Origin of the sequence: Lautropia dentalis (genome assembly GCF_003892345.1) — a bacterium.
Taxonomy (GTDB): Bacteria; Pseudomonadota; Gammaproteobacteria; order Burkholderiales; family Burkholderiaceae_E; genus Lautropia; species Lautropia dentalis.
The window spans coordinates 1,841,849-1,862,588 of record NZ_RRUE01000001.1 but is presented as its reverse complement, the minus strand read 5'-3'; the positions used below and the strand labels follow the sequence as shown (position 1 = coordinate 1,862,588).

Genomic DNA, 20,740 nt, shown 5'->3' with positions numbered 1-20,740 from the left:
TTCCTGTTCAGCCCATCACCGCTTCGGCAACAGCATCATGCTGGTCTGCAGCTTGCCTTCCTTCGGGATGGACAGCGGGTTCTTCACCCCGTAGGGGCTGCGGAACTTGATGCCATCCGAGGTGTCGGTGCTGCACACCGGGACGGGCGCGTACTTGCTGGCCACATTGGTGGCGTCCGTAATGCGGAACCCTTCCATCATGCCCTCGTCCTCGTGGTCGAGAATATGGCAGTGCATGACGAAGTCGCCCTTGTACCGCTCGTAGCGGGTGCGGATGTTGACCGTGTAGGTACCCGGATGCACCACGCCCTCGGCGCCTGCGCGCAGGTGCTTGATCATGATGGTGTCCTTCCACACCCCTTTCAGGCCACGGAACTGGGTATCGATGGTGGATTCGGAATTGTCCGGGGCATCGAAACCGCTCACGTCACGCCCCTGCGGGTCGATGATCGACACGATCTGGAACGGGTTGACGTGGATGTGATAGGGGTGGGAAGCGCCTTCTGACGAAATTTCCCATTCCTGCACGCCGCCCAGTTTCAGCTGGGTCAGATCCGCATTCTTGTCATATTCCTTGCCATTGACGTAATAGTGGAAACCACCTCCCGGGATGTTGTTGGGGTCCTTGGCCACGATCGAAAAATTCATCTTCCGGATGGGCTGGTTCAGTTCCGACTGTGCGATGGTCGCATGCGGCGTGAAGTGCGAAAGTTTCAGCCCATCGTTCAGATCGGCCACCACGGCTGCCCGCATCTCCTCGTCGAAGATGTTGGCATCGGCCAGCGACAGCATCTGCTGCTTCACGTAGCCGGGAATGGCTGTCGTGTCCATGTCCACACCACCATTGACCTGGACGATACCCAGCAGGGTCTGCGGAGCCGGCCGCGCTGCCGTGCCGGTAGGTGTGTTGTTGATACTGCCGCCGACCGGTACCGACTTGTCGATGACGCAGTAATAGCCGTTACGCGGGAACGTCATCATCAGATCCCAGCGGTAACCGGGCTGGAACACCGTTTCTGTGGCCGGCTGCATGTTGGCCATGGTCAGGCCGTCGGCAGCAACCCGGTAATGGGTGAGTGGTGCACCGGTACAGTTGTTGTTAATGAAGTTCTGCAGCCTGCGCCCGCTGAGATTGCGGATTTCGCTGGGCGGCATGTTGTTCAGCACGGCCGGACGGAATTCCAGGTTGATCGATTCCCGTACTCCGCCGTGAATGATGCGCCACCGTTCCATACGTCCTGCCACCGCACCCACGAAGCGCGCCATGGTCGTGCCATTGATGGTGGTGTGACGGCCACTGTTGAACCAGCCGTTGGGGCCGAAATCATCGATATCTTCCACACCGGCAGCCTCGCCATCATCACAGGCGTAGGGCTGACTGTTCCTGACCTGCTCCGTGGCACCATCGGGCGCTGCAGCCCGCTTGATCTTGCCATCGGCACCACGGCAGGCGTACTGGATCTGCTGCAGCATCACCACACGCTCCTGCACCTGGGTGTTGCCGGTGGAACGCAGCAGGGTATCGAGATCCCCGTTGCGCTGGGCCGTGGGCTGACGGTCACCCCGGACGATCAGCGCACCCGCCATGCCGCTGGACACCTGCAGCGCCGTCGAACCGTGGAAATGGGTGTGATACCAGAAGGTTCCCGCCGGATGGTCAGAGGGAATATCGATTTTGTATTTCAGGGAATGTCCCGGTGCGATGGCCTGAAAGATGTCATCGCTGGGTACGCCCGCGTCATCCCGGCCGGGGTTGACCCACAGACCATGCGTATGCAGGTTGGTGGTATTTGGGCAGTGAAAACCATTCGTGATGGAGTCATTGCATTTTTCCGAATTTTCCGCCGGCAGATTGTTGTTCAGCGTGATGTTCATACGCGTTCCGGGCACCACATCGATGGTCGGCGCAACGAGCGGGGCATTGTCACGGGCATCGTAGCTGCGCAGATGCACCCGGTCATACTTGCCGGAGGTGGGGTTCCACAGGTACGTATTCACATAACCCACGTTCAGGGACATGGTCTTGGTCCGCGTCGGCGCGATGGCAGCATCCTGCGCGGCTGCCTCGCCCTGCACACGGGCCTGTCCCTGTGCGGCGCCGGCTGCTGCAGTATCCGTCGTGGCACCCTGCAACACCGGCGGATTCTGGATGGATTCATAGGCAGCGGTTTCCTGGGCCTGGGCAGGCACGGAAACCATTCCGAGCAGCGCAGCGGCAATGGACAGCGCCACCGGACGCACACCGCTTCGCGGAAGTCCGGTGGTCAGACAACCGGACACCGCCTGACTGCGGGGATGATGGGAAATGGATTGGGACACGATCGATTCTCCGCCTGATGAAGAGAGAGAGAAAAAAAGGGGATAACCTGAATGCACCCGGACCAGGCAGAAAATGCCCCGCATCCGGCGTGCAGGCGAAGAATAAGAGCGGTACATAAAAATTCCTGTTTTCAAAATTAACAAAACGGAATGTTCGTAAAGTCACATTACATGTACAGCTGCTTCCGCCGGCGTTTCCAGCTCAACCGTTGCCCAACACCGGTCACAACCCCAGTAAAATCAATGGGTTGCAACATTCAATCTAACCAATATCAATTGCAGAGCCTCACACGATCCTTACTTTCGTTACAACCAGGCGTCGCTTTCTACAAAATTTCAACGTTTTTCCGGCATGTTGCCTATTGTGTATTGGTGTTTATGGGAACTTGTGGGGGCAACCTGTCCCAAAGCATTTCAGGGTCTGTTGTAATCTCGGTACCTGCAAGCGGCGCCCGGCTTTTCTATACTGTCCCTTACAACCTCCCGCATGTGGCACTGATTTTTTGCGGGTAGTTTGTAAAATAAAATCCCTGTATGTATGAAAAACTTTACAGCTAATCGCCTGCATGACCCTCTTCCCACGGGACATCACCTCCCCTGGCGGCATCGTTGGGCTCTGGCGCTGCCACTGTCGCTGCTCCTTCTGGGTACGGGCTGTGAGCCCCCGTCACCAGGGGCTAACGGCCCAAGCCCTGCCAGGTCTGCTTCCGCCCGCCCCTCCTCGAACGATACGAAGGACGCAGCCCGGACCGGTTCCAGCGGTTCGCCAGTCACAGGTGGCACGGATGATGCCGCGACCGAATCACCACCACTGCAGGCCACCGGTGCCCAGGATGACGGTGAAGTGCTGCCCGCCGATCCACCTGATGGCCCGGGCGGTGCGAACGCGACCGGAAACCCGGGGGCATCTGCAGCAACCGGAACCACAGATGAACCACTTGCCAGCCGACAGGCTCCCGGGGCCAGCAGCCACCCTGCCCCCATGCCCGCCATCGAGGCCGCACGGGTCGAGAAGCTGCTGGCCAGCCACCACTGTCTGGCCTGTCACCGGCGCGACAGCAAGGTGGTGGGGCCGGCTTTCGTCGACGTCGGCGCCCGCTACCACGGTCAGCCCGGAGCAGAGGCGATGCTGGCCGAACGCATCCTGAAGGGAGGACGTGGTCACTGGGGGCCGGTCTCCATGCCGCCACAGCCGCAGCTCGACGACGATACGCTCAAGGCCATGACCCGCTGGATCCTGCAGCTGCCGGACGGCTCGCAATCTCGTTAGTACGCGTCACGGAATCATTCGTCCCCGTCCCCTGCAGGCGTGCAGGACAGAGCGGCAGAGCCGCTGCATCCTCAAGGCGCTGCCGACACCCTCAGCCAAAGGGGGCACACTGCGGGCCAAAGGGGACACACAACGGGCCAAAGGGGGCACATTGCGGGCTGGCAGTGAGTGCCCCCGTCAGCCCTCCCTTACAGGAAATCCACAGGCTTCCGACGGATTCCGTCAGTCTTGACACGTGTCAAAATGGGTTTTGGCCATAGGCGCATAGTCATTTGTGACAATGGCGCGTGCCATGACGCGCGCCGGATGATTCAGATTTCGTTATCACTCCAAAGGACAGGCTGAATGCAGAACGCATCTTCCAATTCATCTACCACCCCCGCTATCGAAAAGCCCGCTGCCAGTACCGTCCAGGCAGCTGCGCAAGCCACGGAGACACCTGCTGCTGCGCGCACGGCCACCGGGAACCGTGCCACGGCCAGCACGGCAGAACCCGCACCCGCGGGCCGCACCCGTCGTACCGCGGCACGGGCCACCCAGCCCGTCACACCCCGTCGCCGCAAGGCGGCACCGACCACCACACCGCTGCCGGCCGAGGTTCGCCGGGTTAGCCAGGGCGACACGCCACCCAATCTGGGCAAGAAGGCCCTGGAGAAGTTCGTCACCGGGCAGAAGGTCGAGGCCTCCCAGGAAAAGCAGCTCGAAGCCGTGGGCGCCATCCTCGACAATACCGACCGGAAGACCGTCACCGAACGGGGCAAGGCGCTGCGTGCCATTCTGGAAGGCGCCTCGCCCGATGACCGGGCGGTGATCCGCAAGGCCCTGAAGGGCAAGATGTCGAAAAAACTGCGGCAGACGCTGGACAACCCCGACGAGGAGCTGGCCGACAACTGGCGTGATGGTGGCTACCCATACAAGAACCTGATGCGCAGGGCCAACTACGAAAAACAGAAATTCGCGCTGCAGGTCGAGCTGCTGAAGCTGCAGGCCTGGGCCAAGGAAACCGGCCAGCGCATCGTGATCCTGTTCGAGGGCCGTGACGCGGCCGGCAAGGGCGGCACCATCAAGCGCTTCATGGAGCACCTGAATCCGCGGGGCGCCCGTGTGGTGGCACTCGAGAAGCCCACCGACACCGAGCGTGGCCAGTGGTACTTCCAGCGCTACATCGAGCACCTGCCCACCCATGGCGAGATCGTGCTGTTCGACCGCAGCTGGTACAACCGCGCGGGCGTCGAACGCGTGATGGGCTTCTGCAGCAGCGAGGAGTACCAGGAGTTCATGAAGCAGGCGCCGGAGTTCGAGCGCCATCTGGTGCGCAGCGGCATCCACCTGGTGAAGTTCTGGTTCAGCGTGAGCCGCAAGGAGCAGCGCCGCCGCTTCCGTGAGCGCGAGGCCCACCCGCTGAAGCAGTGGAAGCTGAGCCCCATCGACAAGGCTTCGCTGGACAAGTGGGAGGACTACACCCGCGCCAAGGAAGCGATGTTCTTCGAAACCGACACGGCCGATGCGCCCTGGACGGTCATCAAGAGCGACTGCAAGAAGCGCGCCCGCCTCAACGCCATGCGCTACATCCTGCACAAGCTGCCCTACAGCAACAAATCCATCGAACGCATCGGCAAGCTCGATCCGCTGATCGTGGGCCGGGCCCACGTGGTGTACGAACGCGGCGAGCGCCCGGACGCCCTGCTGTAACGGCCGGCCCACGCAAAAGCGCCTGTCCCGATCCCCACAGCCAGTCTGGCTTCTTCCGGGGGGCGGGACAGGCGCTTTTTGGTGCAGGGCGGCAGCGGTACCGGGGCTGCCCTGCCGGCGGCGCAGATACGGCAGGCCGGGCGGGGCAACCAGTGCCCTGCCCGGCCCGTCCGGATCAGGCCTTGCCGTCAGCCTTGCGCAGGATGGCGTACATCTCGTCCTTCAGGCGCAGTTTTTCTTTCTTGAGATTCTCGATCTCGACGGCGCCGCCATGCTCGACCCCCGATTCCAGCGCCTTGACCTTGTGGTCGAGTTCGTTGTGTTTGTCGAAAAGACGTGCAAAATGCGAGTCTTCGGTCTTCAGCTTGGTGATCAGACCACGATATTCTGGAAACATGCCAGTCAACCTCAGGGATGGAAACAAAGGGCAATGCTGCATCCGGATGCATCCGTGCAGCGACTGGTTTGATGCTAGCACAAGCGCCCGGGTTTTCAGGGGCCGAAGCAGCCTGCCGGCCCTTCGTTGCAGACAGATCATCGTGGCCCGTCCGGGCTCGCACCGGTGAGGAAGCCATGCCAGCCACAGCCACCGATCCGACGCCAGACGTGCCCGCTCCCCGGCAGCGGCGCATCGCCCACCTGGACATGGATGCCTTCTTTGCCTCGGTGACGTTGCTGCAGTTTCCACAGCTGCGCGATCTGCCGGTGGTGATCGGAGGCAGCCGCCAGACCACGGCCGGGCTGCTGGCACAGATCGACAGCCAGCATCCGGACGCCGGATATCTGGCCCGCGCGCAGGCCGGCACACGGGAGGCGGAACAGGTCCTGGCCAGCATCGATCCGGCACACTTTCCTCACCTGCAGGGCTACCGGGGACGTGGGGTGACGACCACCGCCACCTATGCGGCACGCCGCTTTGGTCTGGGCTCGGGCATGGGGCTTGCCCGTGCGGCCCGGTTGTGCCCGCAGGCCATCCTGCTGCCCGCGGACTTCGACAGCTATCGGGCGTATTCACGGCGTTTCAAGGCCATCATCCTGTCGGAGGCGCCGGTGATGGAGGACCGCGGGATCGATGAAGTGTTCATCGACTTCACGGAACTGCCCGGCGTACAGCAGGATGGCGGACGTGCGCTGGCCGCCCGCATCCAGCAGCGCATCCAGGACGAAACGGGCCTGAGCTGCTCGATCGGTGTGGCACCGAACAAACTGCTGGCCAAGATGGCCAGTGACTTCGACAAACCGCATGGCATCACGATGATCCACCCGGAGGACCTGCAGACGCGGATCTGGCCCCTGCCCTGCCGGCTCATCAATGGCATCGGTCCGCGCACGGATGCACGGCTGCAGGCACTGGGGATAGGCACCATTGCGCAGCTGGCTGCCTGCGCCCTGCCCTGGCTGGTTCGGCATTTCGGGGCGCGTTCGGGACGATGGCTGCACGATGCTGCCTGGGGACGCGATGACCGGCCCGTGGCCGACCGGGGCGAGCCGGTCAGCATCAGCCGGGAAACCACCTTCGAGCGCGACCTGCATGCCGTGCACGACCGGGCGCTGCTGGGCCAGCTGTTCACCCGCCTTGCCGAGCAGACGGCGGCGGATCTGCAGCGCAAGGGCTACGCAGGCCGAACGGTGGGCATCAAGCTGCGTTATGCCGATTTCCGTACGGTGACGCGCGACCTGACCGTGGACACGCCCACCCAGGATGCCGCGCAGATCCGCCGTCTGGCCGGACTGTGCCTGAAACGGGTGGATCTGCGGCAGCGCCTGAGACTGCTGGGCATCCGGGTGTCGTCCCTCAGTCCGCATCCGCCGGCGCAGAAAGGGGTAGCCGGACATGAGGCACACATGCCACGGGACGCAGAGCACCCGGAGCCCCCGGGGAGGGATGCGCAAACCGGCCGGACACCGGGTAGCAGCCATGCACTGCCACTGCAGGGTGAGCTGCCGTTTTAGAGCAGGTATGAACGCATTCGTCCCTGCGCAGGCCCCCGGCCTTGCGTGACCAGCGTGGCCCTGCCCGGCATGACGCCTGTCCTGTCAGTCAGGCTTTTTTGATCCGACCCTTGACAGAACAGGGGAATTGGGTAAAAATCTTTTTTCTCTGGCGGGGTGGCAGAGTGGTTATGCAGCGGCCTGCAAAGCCGTGGACGCCGGTTCGATTCCGACCTCCGCCTCCAGATACCCAAAGCCGTTTGCCTGTTGTCCGGGCGAACGGCTTTTTTCATGTGCGCCCAGCATGGGCGCACACCTGCGGGTGCAAGTCCCGCCACAAGCTGGCCACAGTGAGTGAAGTGAAGCGCAACTGCACAAGGGCGACCGAGTGTGGGAAGGAAGCGTGGAGCGTAATCTGCGGGCCGATGTACAAGAACCGGATACAAGGCGTTGCCGAGCAGGGCGAACGGGCATGTAACCGCGAAGCTCTTGTGGCCAAGGCGAGGTGACGTAAATCCGGCGGTCGTGCAGAGAAGGTGTGCGTTCTTACCTGGGGAGATCTCGCCTTATGCTCGAAAGGGCGACGGTGTCGAGCCGGAGCGAGAAGTCAGCAGAGGTCGTAGTAGCAGGACCAGCCCCATGATGGGACACAGGTCAGGCGAAGGACCGAACGAGAGGATGTGTTGACAGGATCATGTCGATGTCAAAGGCCATGCATCAGAAGCCTGCACGAGTGGGGCGACATGCAGTGAGTAGGGGTGAAGCCCCGAGGGGCGCATGTCGTGATGAAGCCTGCGGCCCGCGACATGACACCGAAGACACAGGAGCAGGGCTGCTCGATGCAGTTCTGGAAAGAGCCAACATGCAGCGGGCATGGAGGCGGGTGAAGGCCAATCGGGGAACGGCCGGTGTGGATGGTCTGGACATCGACCAGACAGCCCGGCAGCTCAAGACCGAATGGCCGCGAATCCGCGAAGCACTGTTGCAGGGGACGTACCGGCCCAGCCCGGTACGACGGGTCATGATTCCGAAGCCGGGAGGTGGACAGCGAGAGCTGGGCATCCCGACGGTAACGGACAGACTGATCCAGCAGGCACTGCTGCAGGTACTGCAGCCGATGATTGATCCGGGCTTCAGTGAACACAGCTACGGCTTTCGGCCGGGACGGCGTGCGCACGACGCGGTGTTGGCCGCGCAGTCGTACATCCAGTCCGGCAGGAAGATCGTGGTGGATGTCGATCTGGAGAAGTTCTTTGACCGGGTCAATCACGACATCCTGATGGATCGCGTCAGAAAGCGCATTGGAGATGATGGCGTATGCCGTCTGGTCCGGGCGTATCTGAACGCGGGAATCATGGATGGCGGCGTGGTCGTAGAGCGGCACGAGGGGACACCGCAAGGTGGACCGCTGTCGCCGCTGCTGGCCAACCTGCTGCTCGATGAGGTGGACAAGGCGCTGGAGGCGCGCGGGCATTGCTTCGTTCGGTATGCCGACGACTGTAACGTATATGTGCACAGTCGTCGGGCAGGCGAACGGGTGATGCAGCTGTTGCGCCGGCTGTACGGCAGGCTGCATTTGCGGATCAACGAATCCAAGAGTGCGGTGGCCAGCGTCTTCACTGGCCGCAAGTTTCTGGGCTTCAGCTTCTGGATGGCTCCGAAAGGGGTCGTCAAACGGAGGGTGGCCCGGAAAGCTGTGATGGCCTTCAGGCAGCGTGTGCGCTGGCTGACCCGCCGCAGTGGCGGACGCAGCATACAGCAGGTGGTCGATGGGCTTCGCCCATTGCTGCTGGGATGGAGAGCCTATTTCAGACTGGCGCAAACGACAGGCGTCTGGCGAGAGCTGGATGAATGGATACGTCACCGGCTGCGGGCCATCCAGCTCAGGCAGTGGAAGCGGGGCAAGACCATGTTCAGGGAGTTGTGCGCCATGGGCGCAAGCACGGAAGTGGCCCGGAAAGTGGCGGCAAACAGCCGGCGCTGGTGGCACAACAGTGCGATGCTGCTCAACAGCGTGCTGACCCTGTCATGGTTCGACAGTCTTGGCCTGCCCCGTCTGGCATCATCCTGAATGTCCTCTCGAACCGCCCGGTGCGGACCCGCATGCCGGGTGGTGTGGCAGGGGTGCAGCCCAGAGGGCTGCCCCCTATGCCGATGTCTGCTTTGGGAAGCTCAAAAAAGTCCTGCCGCACGTTGACTCCCTGTCCGGTAACTGTCCATGGACATTCTCTGGAGATGGGCCATGGGCGATCAAGTCAGGCCATTGAGCCCGTTCGGTCCGACATCAGTGAAGTCGGTTCCCTGGGGCAGGCCCGCGCAGCAAGGCACCTTTTCTGAACACAGCGCCTTGTCAGTGCACGATCCAGTGCCTGCGCAGGGGAAGCCAGCCGGCCCGGACACGCCGGAAAAGCCGGTTTCAGGCCCCGCTGCGTCCCTGCAGCTGCGGCCATGCCTGCTTCAGGTAGTAGACCATCGAGATGAAGGTCTGGATGGCGGCCAGGGTGATCATCCAGCTGCCCCAGTACTGGCAGTCGAACTGGCCGATGGGATCGTGATAGAGCAGCAGGGGAATGGCCACCATCTGCACGGCCGTCTTGACCTTGCCCATCCAGTTGACGGCCACGCTCTTGCGGGCGCCGATGCTGGCCATCCATTCACGCAGGGCCGAGATGGTGATTTCACGCCCGATGATGATGATGGCGATGCCGGCATTGATGCGATCGAGATCGAGCAGCATGACCAGCGCCACGCAGACCAGCAGCTTGTCGGCCACGGGGTCGAGAAAGGCGCCCAGTTCGGTCTGCTGGCCCAGCCGGCGCGCCAGCCAGCCGTCGAGCCAGTCGGTCAGCGAGGCCACGATGAAGATGACGGTGGCCCACAGGTTGCGGCTGGGTTCGCCCCAGGCATCGAAGGGGAGCATGTACACACAGACCAGCAGCGGAATGGCAAGGATACGCTGCCACGTGAGCAGGTTGGGCAGATTGAAGGCCATGGTGCAGGTCTGTCAGGACATCGGAAAATTATTTTCCAAAGCCTATCACATCAGCCGGGACAGACAAAAATGGGGGCTCCCGGTGACACAGGTTGTTGCGTTACAGCCCTCTGTCCGTATGCGATGCCCTGCCAGCAGGCAATTCCCGTCAGGAAACGGCCGGGACCGGCGCGGAAACGGGTGGGTCCATGACACACATCCTGAGCAGCCCTGGCCATGCACGGATCCCGGGGTCGGGAGACTGGGCGACACGCTGCAGGTTCACCGCATATCACCACTGTGGTGCAGCTGCTGGTAGATGGATTCGGCCAGGGGCAGCGAGATGCCCTCGACGCTGGCCAGATCCTCGACGCTGGCCGCCATGATGCCGCGCAGGCCCCCGAAGCGCGACAGCAGGCGCTGGCGGCGACGCGGCCCCACGCCATCGACCTCTTCGAGACGCGAGACCCTGCGTGCCTTCGCCCGGCGGGCCCGCATACCGGTGATGGCAAAGCGGTGGGCCTCGTCACGGATCTGGGCCACCAGCATCAGCGCAGGCGATTCTCCGCCCAGCACCAGCGGCTCACGGCCATCGGCAAAGACGAGCGTCTCCAGCCCGACCTTGCGCCCTTCCCCCTTGGCCACGCCCACCAGCAAACCGATGTCCAGCCCCAGCGATTCGAACACCTCGCGGGCGCTGCTGATCTGGCCCTTGCCGCCATCGACCAGCACGATGTCGGGCATGCGGGCTGCATCACTGCGCTTTCTGGCCTCCTCTTCCGGCTGCGGACCATCCGGCTTCTCGGCCCATTTGCCGTAGCGACGCAGGAGAACCTGGCGCATGGCGGCGTAGTCGTCACCGGGCTCGATGCCCTGGATGTTGAAGCGGCGATACTGGCCGGGCGTCATGCGGTTGTTTTCGTAGACGACGCAGGAAGCCTGCGTGGCCTCGCCCATGGTGTGGCTGATGTCGAAGCATTCCACCCGCAGGCTGGCCGGATCGAGCGACAGGCCCAGCACATCGAGCAGATCCTGCGTGCGACGCAGCTGCGAGCCGTCGATGGCCAGATGCCGGGTGAGCGCGATCTTCGCGTTGGTATGGGCCTGCATCAGCCAGCGGCGGCGGCTGGCCCGCGGATCCTGCACCCAGGCCACCGGATGCCCGGCCTGGGCGCGCAGCATGTCGAGCATTTCCGGGTCCTGCGGTTTCTGGGCACAGATGATCACGCCCGGAATGGTGGCGCCGGCGTAGTGCTGGGTGAGAAAGGCATCGAGCACGGAGGCGAGCGTGTCCTGGTCCACCTCGCCCACCTGGGTGGGAAAGTGGGCCTTGTCGCCCAGGTGACGACCGCCGCGGACCATGGCCAGGTTCAGGCAGACATGACCATCGGCCTGTTCGATGGCGATGATGTCGGCATCGGTGTCGGCGTTGACCTCCATCGACTGCTGGTGCTGCACGCGCGACAGGGCACTGATGCGGTCGCGCAGCACGGCCGCCTCCTCGAAGCGCAGTTCCCCGGCGGCCTGCTGCATCTCGGCCTCCATCTCTTCGAGGATTTCCTTGTGCCCCCCTTTCAGGAAGGTGATGGCGGCGTTGACATCACGCCGGTAGTGTTCCTCGTCGATCAGCCCCACGCAGGGCGCGCTGCAGCGGCGAATCTGGTGCAGCAGGCAGGGGCGCGAACGGTTGGCGAAGTAGCTGTCCTCGCAGGTGCGCAGGTGAAAGATCTTCTGCAGCAGCTGGATGCCCTCGCGCACGGCAAAGGCGCTGGGATAGGGGCCGAAGAACTGCGAACGCCGGTCCGTACCGCCCCGGTAGTACGAGATCTGTGGAAAAGGATGGGCGCTGAGCTTGAGGAAGGGATAGGTCTTGTCGTCCCGGAACAGGATGTTGAAGCGGGGCTTCAGCGTCTTGATCAGGTTGTTTTCCAGCAGCAGGGCCTCGGCCTCGGAGCCGACGGTGGTGGTGTCGATCTCCACCACGCGCGAGATCATCTGCGCGGTGCGCGGGCTGGGCAGATTCCTGCGGAAGTACGAGCGCACCCGCTTGCCCAGGTCACGCGCCTTGCCCACGTAGAGCACGGTGCCACTGGCGTCCTTCATGCGGTAGACGCCGGGCAGTGCGGGGAGCGTGCGCAGAAAGAGCTTCAGGTCGGCCGGGCGTTCCAGCAGCGGCGCCGGAACAGGCGATGCGGGCGCATCGGGGGATGGCGAAGCACCGGCCATGTCCGGCACAGGGGCCGCTTCACCGGTACCGCTGCCTTGCGGTACACCGGCGGCGTCCGCTGTGCCGGCAACGCCCGGCGTGCCGGCAGCCTCCGGGGCGCCAGCGGTATCTGGCTCATGCGTGACCGCCGGGGAGACAGCAGCGTCCGCTTCTGCAGGGGACGGAACATCGTTCATGCCCGCAAGCTTACCCCATCACCCGCGGGCGCAGCGCGTCGAGGCGGCGCTGCAGGTGCGGGTTGGCCGGCGGTTCCAGGCTGGCCAGCAGCTCGTCGGCCAGGTCGGGACGGTTGCAGACCAGCACCATGTCGCAGCCGGCCTTCAGCGCTGCCGTGGCGCGTGCCGTGATGCCCCCGGCCACGGTGGCCGCTTCCATCGTGAGGTCGTCAGAGAAGATCAGGCCGTCGAAGCCCAGACGCCGGCGCAGGATGGTCTGCAGCCAGCGCTTCGAGAAACCGGCCGGCTTGCGGTCCACCTGCGGATAGATGACATGGGCGGGCATGACGGCCGTGAGCGCAGCGCCCAGCCAGGCATAGGGCGCGGCATCGTCGGCAAGGATCTCGTCCAGGCTGCGCTCGTCCACCGGCATGGCCACGTGCGAGTCGGCATCGGCAAAGCCATGGCCGGGGAAGTGCTTGCCGCAGTTGGCCATGCCGGCCAGCAGCAGGCCGTGGGTCAGGCAGCGCGCCAGCATGGCAACCACACGCGGGTCACTGTGGAAGGCCCGGGTTCCGATGACACTGGAACGCCCCCAGTCCAGATCGAGCACCGGGGCGAAGGTGAAGTCCACACCGACAGCCCGCAGTTCCTCGCCCATCTTCCGGCCGATGTCGGTGGCCTCGCGGCAGGCAGCCAGCACGTCCTGGTCCCAGCGCTCGCCCAGCGTGCGCATGGCCGGGATGGCCGAGAAGCCCTCGCGGAAACGCTGCACGCGTCCGCCCTCGTGATCGACCGCCACCAGCAGCGGCGGGGTCCGGCAGGCGTGGATTTCATCGGTCAGCGCCCGCAGCTGCCCGGGCGACTGATAGTTGCGGGCAAACAGGATGACCCCGCCGACCAGCGGATGACGCAGGCGCCGGCGTTCGGCATCGGTGAGGTGCAGGCCCTGGACATCGACCACGACCGGGCCGGGAGGCAGGTTGCGACTGCGACGGGACAGGGGTTTGGCTGAAGTGGCGAACATGGTGACGGCAGAAAGGCCAGACGGCCCCGGGGGGAAGGATGAGCAGGAGGGGCGGGCTGCCCCGGAAAAAAAATCAGCCGCGCAGCAGCCGGCGCTGCTGTGCGTCGGCAGCCGCCTCGCGCATCAGCGCCTTCAGGCTGGCCACGGCCTCGCGCAGGCCGACGAACACGGCCCGCGAGACGATGGCGTGTCCGATGTGCAGCTCCCGCACCCCCGGCAGCGCCGCGATGGGCTGCACGTTGAAGTAGTTCAGGCCGTGTCCGGCGTTGAAGCGCATGCCGGCCTGCTGGATCAGCCGGCCCGCTTCGGCCACGCGGTCGATCTCGCGACGGATGGCAGGACTGTCCACATCCCGGCCGTCCCGGTGAAAGGCTTCGGCATAGGGCCCCGTGTGCAGTTCGCAGACGGAGGCACCGACCCGGGCCGCGGCCTCGACCTGGGCAGGCTCGGCATCGATGAACACGCTGGTGGTGATGCCGGCATCGACCAGACGACCGATGGCGGCCCCGATGGCAGCCTCCTGTGACACGATATCCAGCCCGCCCTCGGTGGTGATCTCGTGCCGCCCCTCGGGCACCAGCATGGCCATCTCGGGCTTCAGCGCCAGGGCAATGTCCACCATCTCGGCGGTGGCGGCCATTTCGAGGTTGAGCTTGATGTGGGTCTGCTCGCGCAGGCGCCTCACGTCGGCATCCTGGATGTGGCGACGGTCTTCGCGCAGGTGCACGGTGATGCCGTCGGCGCCGCCCAGATGCGCCTCGACCGCGGCCCAGACGGGGTCGGGTTCATAGGTACGCCGTACCTGGCGCAGGGTGGCCACGTGGTCGATGTTGACGCCGAGTTCGATCATGGGAGTAAACGGAAAATCAGGCGAGAGTTCAAAAGGAAATACTGGATGACCCGGGTTGGGAGCCAGCACGCCGCAGGGTTATTGCAGAAATCCCCTGGAGCGTGTCACGGACGCCTTCGTCCCCGCGCTGCCCCCAACCGTGTGCAGACAGGGCGCCGCGCAGGCAAGGCTGACCACCTTGCCAGACCTGCCCGGGTCATGCAACAGAAAGCGCCAGGAAACCTCACAGCCGCTGCAGGTCCATCAGGATGCGCCGGGTATCGAGCGAGGCGCCCTCCAGCGGCAGGGCCAGCATCAGCCGCGACAGGCGCTTGGCCTGCGACAGCACGCCGGGTGCATCATACCGCCCCGCGGCGATCTGCAGCAGGGTCTGGCCGCTGAATGTGGCGTGATCTTCAGCCTGGGTGGCAAACCACTGGCCCTCGTTCATCCGGTAGTTGCGTGCCGGCTGCAGCGGCACCCCCTGATGGTCGGCCGCCAGATCGGGCGCATAGCCGATTTCCTGCAGCAGCAGCCATTCGAAGCGGCGCAGGATGCGTTCATCCGCCCCCTGCCCGCCCAGCTGGTGCAGCGCGCTGGTGTAGGCATCGAAGAGCTGGGGGTGCGGGTCCTCCCGGGCCAGCAGGCGCATGACCAGTTCGTTGAGGTAAAAGCCGAACAGCAGCGCCCGACCCGATGGCACGGCCATGCCGCCCTGCCATTCGGCGCGGGTGAGCGTGCGCAACTCGTTGCGGCCACTGAGGCGAAACGCAATGGGCTGGAACTGCAGCAGCACCGGACGCAGCGCCGAGGTGGGGCGCCGCGCCCCCTTGGCCACGGCCGACAGGCGGCCGCGGTCGCGCAGGAGCAGCTCGACGATCAGGCTGGTCTCGCGCCAGGGCCGGCTGTGCAGCACGAAGCCGGGTTCGTCGGTGAGCGGTCCGGGACCGGGTTTCATTCGTAACCGTAGCTGCGCAGGTGGGTGCCATCCTTCGACCAGCCACTGCGCACCTGGACCCACAGGGTCAGGAACACCTTGCCGTCGAACATTTTCTCCATGTCCTGCCGGGCCTCGCTGGCAATGCGCTTGATGCGTTCACCGCCCTGCCCCAGCACGATGGGCTTCTGGGCCCGCCGTTCGACGATGATGGTGGCGGCGATGCGACGAAGGTTCCCTTCCTCCTCGAAGCGGTCGATGACGACCGTGCTTTCGTAGGGCAGCTCCTCGCCCAGCAGCCGGAAGAGCTTTTCGCGGATGATCTCGGCGGCAAAGAAGCGTTCGGGGCGGTCGGTGAGTTCGTCCTCGCCGTAGATGGGCGGTGCTTCCGGCAGATGCTGTTCGATGGCATCGAGCAGTGCGTCGATGCCCTGGCCGTTGCGGGCCGACAGCGGCACGATGGCCGCCAGGGCGGGATGGTCCGCATGCAGCTTCGCGATCAGCGGCAGCGCCTCGTTGACGCTGGGCAGCTGGTCGATCTTGTTCAGCACGACGATGACCGGGGCATCGCCCTTCAGCCATGCGAGGATCTGGTCATCCTCCCGCCGCCAGCGGCCGGCCTCGGTGACCAGCACCACCACATCGGCCTGCTGGCCGACGGACTGGGCGGTACGGTTGAGGATTTTGTTCAGCGGGTTGATGCGCTGGGTCTGGTAGCCCGGGGAATCGACGAGGATCAGCTGCGCGTTCGGACGCGAGAGCACGCCCTGGATGCGGTGCCGGGTGGTCTGTGCCCGGTCGGCCGTGATGGACAGCATCTGCCCCATCAGCTGGTTGAGCAGCGTGGACTTGCCGGTGTTGGGGCGTCCGACGAGGGCCACGTAGCCGCAGCGAAAACCGGCGACATGATCGGGAGAAAAAGGCTGGGTCATGGAAGGACGGGCAGGCAGCGGCACGACGGGCACCATGGGCACGGCACCGGTGATGCGCTGCGCCGCGCACATGGCGCGTTGTTCGTTGCCGGGTCTGGAAAGGGCGTCCCTGGCCGCACTGCACCGCGTGCACGGGGCAATGGCAGCCCTGAATGGAAACGGAACCCGTAGTTTACGCGGTGCTGCACCCCGGGAGCCCGTAGTTTACGCGGTGCGGCGCCCCGGGTGGGCTTCGCGTCAGCGCACGCCGTGAGCGGCCAGGTGGTCGAGGGCGGCCCGGGCAGCAACCTGCTCGGCCTTACGGCGGCTGTCGCCCTGCCCTTCGAAGACCAGGGCGGGCTTCTGGAGGCGCACACGCACCTCGAAGTGCTGGTGGTGGGCCTGCCCATGGGTGGCCACCACCTCGTAATGCGGCAGGGGCAGCCGGTGGCCCTGCAGATACTCCTGCAGGCGGGTCTTGGCATCCTTGCCCAGCTCGGCCGGGTCGGCGCTGTCGAGCAGGGGGGCGTACAGTCGTTCGACCACCTGCGCGGCCGTGTCGAAGCCCGATTCGAGATAGATGGCCCCCAGCAGGGCCTCGACCGCATCGGCCAGGATGGAAGGCCGCTGGTGCCCGCCACTGCGGCGCTCGCCCTCGCCGAGGATCAGCGCATCGGGCACGCCGAGCGTGCGGGCGATGTCATGGAGCGGATCCTGCTTGACCAGATTGGCCCGCAGGCGTGACAGCTCGCCCTCGGGCGAGGTGGTGTAGCGCCGGTACAGCAGGGAAGCCACTGCGCAGTTGAGCACGCTGTCGCCCAGAAACTCCAGGCGCTCGTTGTGCTGGCGCCCGAAGCTGCGATGGGTCAGCGCCTGGGCCAGCAGTTCCGGTGACTGGAACCGGTAGCCCAGACGATTTTCCAGGATGCGTCTGATCGTGTCGCGAATGGCGCCTGTCATGCGGGGGTATGGTCCTCAGCGTGCCCGGGCATCCCCTTCGTAGTCGATGACCAGGCTGGCCGGACCGAACAGGGGAATGCGTTTTTCATACTTGAACGAAACCTGCAGCTGCTCGCCGGCGCCCTTCTCGATTTTCAGGTCCTTGCTGCTGATGGCGCTGAAATCGTCGATGGCCTGCGAGCGGTCGAACGCGCTGCGGATGGCTTCGGGATTGTTGTTGCCCGACGAGCTGACGGCACGGACCAGGGCCTTCTTGATGTTCTGGTACTCGATGAACGTGGGGACAACGCGCATCACCACCAGCGACGTGAAGCCGATGACGATGCAGATCAGCAGCAAGCTGACCAGGGTGAGGCCGCGCTGGCGGCGGGAAACGGAAAGGGAAGCTTTCATGATGTGAGCGGATCGGCCAGACTGGCAAAAAGGGAAACCGGCGGACGGCAGGCCTGCTGTCGGCTGCCGGACCTTCACCGGAATGAGCCAATTCTCTGCAGATCGTTGAAATTCATCCAGATGAAAAAGGCCCGTCCAACCAGGTTTTTCTCGGGAACGAATCCCCAGGCCCGGCTGTCGAGACTGTTGTCGCGGTTGTCTCCCATCACGAAGTAATTGTTTTCCGGCACCTTGCAGGTCAGCTCGGTGGGGGTGTAGTGGCAGTATTTTTCGGTTTCCGGCGTGCGTTGCATCGGTACGACGGCCGGGTTCTGCAAATCGATCAGCATCTTGTGCGACACGTTGCCGATGGTCTCCGAATAGCGCTGCATGTAGCGGCCGCGATCGGCATCGAAATATTCGCCGTCATCGTGCAAGGCCGCTTCGTCGCCATTGATGAACACGCGGCCACGGCGCACGGTGATGGTGTCGCCCGGCACGCCGATGACGCGCTTGATGTAATCGACCGATGGATCCATCGGGTAGCGGAACACCACCGTGTCACCACGCTGGGGCGACCCCACGTCGATGATCTTGGTGTCGAACACCGGCAGGCGCACGCCGTAGCTGTATTTGTTCACCAGGATCAGGTCGCCCACCAGCAGGGTGGGAATCATGGAACCGGAAGGAATCTTGAAGGGCTCGAACAGGAACGAGCGCACCATGAACACCACGAACAGCACCGGAAACAGGCCGGCCGTGTAGTCGAGCCAGGCAGGCCGCCGGACCAGGCTGCTCTCGAGCTGCTGGCGGGCCTGCGGGCTGACCTTGCCCCCCCGGGACGTCTGGTCCCGCTCCCAGGCCTTGACGCGTTCGGCCGCATGACGCCGCCGGCCAGGTGCCAGCACGAGCACGTCGAGCAGCCACATGCACAGGGTGAAGGCGGTCAGCAGAAAGAGAATGAGCGGGAAATTCATGGTGAAGGAATCTGGAAACCGGCAGAAAAGTCAGCAGGACGCGAGGAAACCTCTGCAGGCGCCTGCGAACGCCCGGGCTCCGGGATCGGAATGGGGCGGAAACGGCATGGCAGCGGCCGGCAGACAGGGGTGCAAACCGCAACCGGACGCAAACATAGCAGGAAGCAAACGTAAAATGCGCGAACCCGTCATGGTATCCGACGAACGGTCGGACAGACAGCCCGTGACCGGGAAAAAGAACGCGCCCATCACGGAAAGGGGTGGCCTGCCGGGCGTCCGGTACTGCCAGCCGGCAGCACGGACACCGTGCCCGGGGAGCGTGACGGTGCGCGCCACATCCTCCGGCATCAGCGCTCCTCGGCCTGCAGAACCGCCAGGAAGGCCTCCTGCGGAATTTCGACCGAACCGACCTGCTTCATGCGCTTCTTGCCGGCCTTCTGCTTCTCGAGCAGCTTGCGCTTGCGGGTGATGTCGCCACCATAGCACTTGGCCAGCACGTTCTTGCGCAGGGCCTTGATGGTCTCGCGGGCGATGATGTTGCTGCCGATGGCGGCCTGCACGGCCACATCGAACATCTGGCGCGGAATCAGCTCGCGCATGCGGCTGGCCACCTCGCGGCCGCGCGAGACCGCGTTGGAACGGTGCACGATGACCGACAGTGCATCGACCCGGTCGCCGTTGATCAGCAGGTCCATCTTGACCACGTCGGAGGGGCGGTACTCGAGAAACTCGTAGTCCATCGACGCATAGCCGCGCGAGACGGACTTCAGGCGGTCGAAGAAATCGAGCACGATCTCGCTCATCGGCAGCTCGTAGGTGAGATGCACGGCGCGGCCGTGATAGGTGAGATCGCGCTGGAGGCCACGCTTGCCGGTGCACAGCGTGATGACCGGGCCCACGTATTCCTGCGGCACGAAGATGACCACCTTGACGATGGGTTCGCGAATTTCGGCGATGCGCGCCTGCTCGGGCATGCGCGACGGGTTTTCGATGCGCTCGACGGTACCGTCGGTGAGCACGACCTCGTAGATCACGGTGGGCGCCGTGGTGATGAGGTCCATGTCGTATTCGCGCTCGAGCCGCTCCTGCACGATGTCCATGTGCAGCATGCCGAGGAAGCCGCAGCGAAAACCAAAGCCCAGCGCCTGCGAGACCTCGGGTTCGAACTGCAGCGAGGCATCATTGAGCTTGAGCTTTTCGAGCGCGTCGCGCAGGGCGTCGTACTCGCTGGCCTCGACCGGATAGAGGCCGGCAAACACCGAGGGCTTGATTTCCTTGAAGCCGGGCAGCGGATCCTTTGCCGCCGGCGAGACGTGGGTGATGGTGTCCCCCACCTTCGCGTGCTTCAGTTCCTTCATGCCGGTGATGATGAAGCCCACCTGCCCGGCCGAAAGGGTGTCGCGCGGCGAGGAACGCGGCGTGAACACACCCAGCTGGTCGCAGTGATGCGTGGCATCGGTGGCCATCATGCGGATGCGATCCTTCACGCGCAGGGTGCCGTTGACCACGCGCACGAGCATCACCACGCCGACGTAGTTGTCGAACCACGAGTCGATGATCAGCGCCTGCAGCGGGGCGTCCGGATCGCCCTTGGGCGGCGGGATGCGGGTGACGATGGCATCGATGATCTCGTCCAGCCCCAGCCCCGTCTTGGCGCTGGCCGGAATGGCCTCGCTGGCGTCGATGCCGATCACGTCCTCGATCTCGGCCCGGGCATTGTCCGGGTCGGCCGAGGGCAGGTCCATCTTGTTCAGCACGGGCACGACCTCGACGCCGAGGTCGATGGCGGTGTAGCAGTTGGCCACCGTCTGCGCCTCCACACCCTGCGAGGCATCGACCACCAGCAGCGCCCCCTCGCAGGCCGAGAGCGAACGGCTGACCTCGTAGGAGAAGTCGACGTGTCCCGGGGTGTCGATGAGGTTAAACTGGTAGACGGTACCGTCGGCCGCCTTGTGCAGCAGCGACGCCGTCTGCGCCTTGATGGTGATGCCGCGCTCGCGTTCCAGGTCCATCGAATCGAGCACCTGGCTGTCCATTTCACGGTCGGACAGGCCGCCCAGGCGGTGGATCAGCCGGTCGGCCAGCGTGGATTTGCCATGGTCGATGTGGGCAATGATGGAAAAGTTGCGAATGTGCTGCATGCCGGTGACAAGTGACGGAA

At 64.4% G+C, this 20,740-nt stretch carries 15 protein-coding genes, 1 tRNA gene and 1 pseudogene; 5 read left to right on the top strand and 12 right to left on the bottom strand.

The genetic code is table 11. From position 1 onward, the window contains the following. Window positions 1–15 precede the first annotated feature (15 nt). Complete coding sequence (locus EHV23_RS07240; protein WP_158615873.1) at window positions 16–2,319, bottom strand: multicopper oxidase family protein; 2,304 nt, start codon at window positions 2,317–2,319, stop codon at window positions 16–18. Window positions 2,320–3,301: 982 nt separating this feature from the next. On the opposite strand from EHV23_RS07240, the gene EHV23_RS07235 reads away from it, so the two are divergent. Together EHV23_RS07235 and ppk2 are read left to right on the top strand one after the other, a co-directional pair. Then, a complete protein-coding gene (locus EHV23_RS07235; protein ID WP_125095329.1) occupies window positions 3,302–3,589 on the top strand; it encodes a c-type cytochrome in 288 nt (95 codons plus the stop codon). 345 nt (window positions 3,590–3,934) lie between these two features. Beyond that, window positions 3,935–5,281, top strand: coding sequence for a polyphosphate kinase 2 (gene ppk2, locus EHV23_RS07230; protein ID WP_238990316.1), 1,347 nt, complete (start codon window positions 3,935–3,937; stop codon window positions 5,279–5,281). 175 nt (window positions 5,282–5,456) lie between these two features. Here the strand turns inward: ppk2 and EHV23_RS07225 are convergent, their stop codons facing one another. Next, window positions 5,457–5,678, bottom strand: coding sequence for an HP1242/YdcH family protein (locus EHV23_RS07225; RefSeq protein WP_125095328.1), 222 nt, complete (start codon window positions 5,676–5,678; stop codon window positions 5,457–5,459). 176 nt (window positions 5,679–5,854) lie between these two features. Between EHV23_RS07225 and EHV23_RS07220 the strand changes: the two genes are divergently transcribed. The 3 genes from EHV23_RS07220 to ltrA all read left to right on the top strand — a co-directional run bounded on the left by EHV23_RS07220 (window position 5,855) and on the right by ltrA (window position 9,284). Beyond that, window positions 5,855–7,234: a Y-family DNA polymerase gene (locus tag EHV23_RS07220; RefSeq protein WP_238990315.1), complete on the top strand. Its 1,380-nt coding sequence runs from the start codon at window positions 5,855–5,857 to the stop codon at window positions 7,232–7,234. Window positions 7,235–7,384: 150 nt separating this feature from the next. Then, window positions 7,385–7,458, top strand: a tRNA-Cys gene (locus EHV23_RS07215). Between the two features lie 449 nt (window positions 7,459–7,907). Next, entirely contained in the window at window positions 7,908–9,284 is a 1,377-nt protein-coding gene (ltrA, locus tag EHV23_RS07205; RefSeq protein WP_125095169.1) for a group II intron reverse transcriptase/maturase, read from the top strand. Between the two features lie 345 nt (window positions 9,285–9,629). On the opposite strand, the gene pgsA is transcribed toward ltrA, so the two are convergent. The 10 genes and pseudogenes from pgsA to lepA all read right to left on the bottom strand — a co-directional run bounded on the left by pgsA (window position 9,630) and on the right by lepA (window position 20,720). Further along, a complete protein-coding gene (pgsA, locus tag EHV23_RS07200; RefSeq protein WP_125095327.1) occupies window positions 9,630–10,205 on the bottom strand; it encodes a CDP-diacylglycerol--glycerol-3-phosphate 3-phosphatidyltransferase in 576 nt (191 codons plus the stop codon). A 261-nt stretch (window positions 10,206–10,466) separates the two neighbouring features. Further along, window positions 10,467–12,410 carry an excinuclease ABC subunit UvrC gene (gene uvrC / locus EHV23_RS07195; protein ID WP_125095586.1) on the bottom strand — a complete coding sequence of 648 codons (1,944 nt, stop codon included), beginning with the start codon at window positions 12,408–12,410 and terminating at the stop codon, window positions 10,467–10,469. Window positions 12,411–12,597: 187 nt separating this feature from the next. Beyond that, a complete protein-coding gene (gene nagZ, locus EHV23_RS07190; protein ID WP_203228899.1) occupies window positions 12,598–13,593 on the bottom strand; it encodes a beta-N-acetylhexosaminidase in 996 nt (331 codons plus the stop codon). Window positions 13,594–13,666: 73 nt separating this feature from the next. Further along, window positions 13,667–14,443, bottom strand: a complete 777-nt coding sequence (locus tag EHV23_RS07185; protein WP_125095326.1) for a pyridoxine 5'-phosphate synthase — start codon at window positions 14,441–14,443, stop codon at window positions 13,667–13,669. 223 nt (window positions 14,444–14,666) lie between these two features. Continuing rightward, window positions 14,667–15,380 carry a DNA repair protein RecO gene (recO, locus tag EHV23_RS07180; protein WP_125095325.1) on the bottom strand — a complete coding sequence of 238 codons (714 nt, stop codon included), beginning with the start codon at window positions 15,378–15,380 and terminating at the stop codon, window positions 14,667–14,669. Beyond that, entirely contained in the window at window positions 15,377–16,363 is a 987-nt protein-coding gene (era, locus tag EHV23_RS07175; protein ID WP_338034498.1) for a GTPase Era, read from the bottom strand. The genes recO and era overlap by 4 nt, the downstream gene beginning before the upstream one ends. A gap of 180 nt (window positions 16,364–16,543) precedes the next feature. Then, window positions 16,544–17,230, bottom strand: a pseudogene (gene rnc / locus EHV23_RS07170) (ribonuclease III); the annotation flags it as partial. Between the two features lie 15 nt (window positions 17,231–17,245). After that, entirely contained in the window at window positions 17,246–17,623 is a 378-nt protein-coding gene (locus EHV23_RS07165) for a DUF4845 domain-containing protein (protein WP_125095323.1), read from the bottom strand. A 74-nt stretch (window positions 17,624–17,697) separates the two neighbouring features. Continuing rightward, window positions 17,698–18,579: a signal peptidase I gene (lepB, locus tag EHV23_RS07160; protein WP_125095322.1), complete on the bottom strand. Its 882-nt coding sequence runs from the start codon at window positions 18,577–18,579 to the stop codon at window positions 17,698–17,700. A 347-nt stretch (window positions 18,580–18,926) separates the two neighbouring features. Next, complete coding sequence (lepA, locus tag EHV23_RS07155; RefSeq protein ID WP_125095321.1) at window positions 18,927–20,720, bottom strand: translation elongation factor 4; 1,794 nt, start codon at window positions 20,718–20,720, stop codon at window positions 18,927–18,929. Window positions 20,721–20,740: the final 20 nt, after the last annotated feature.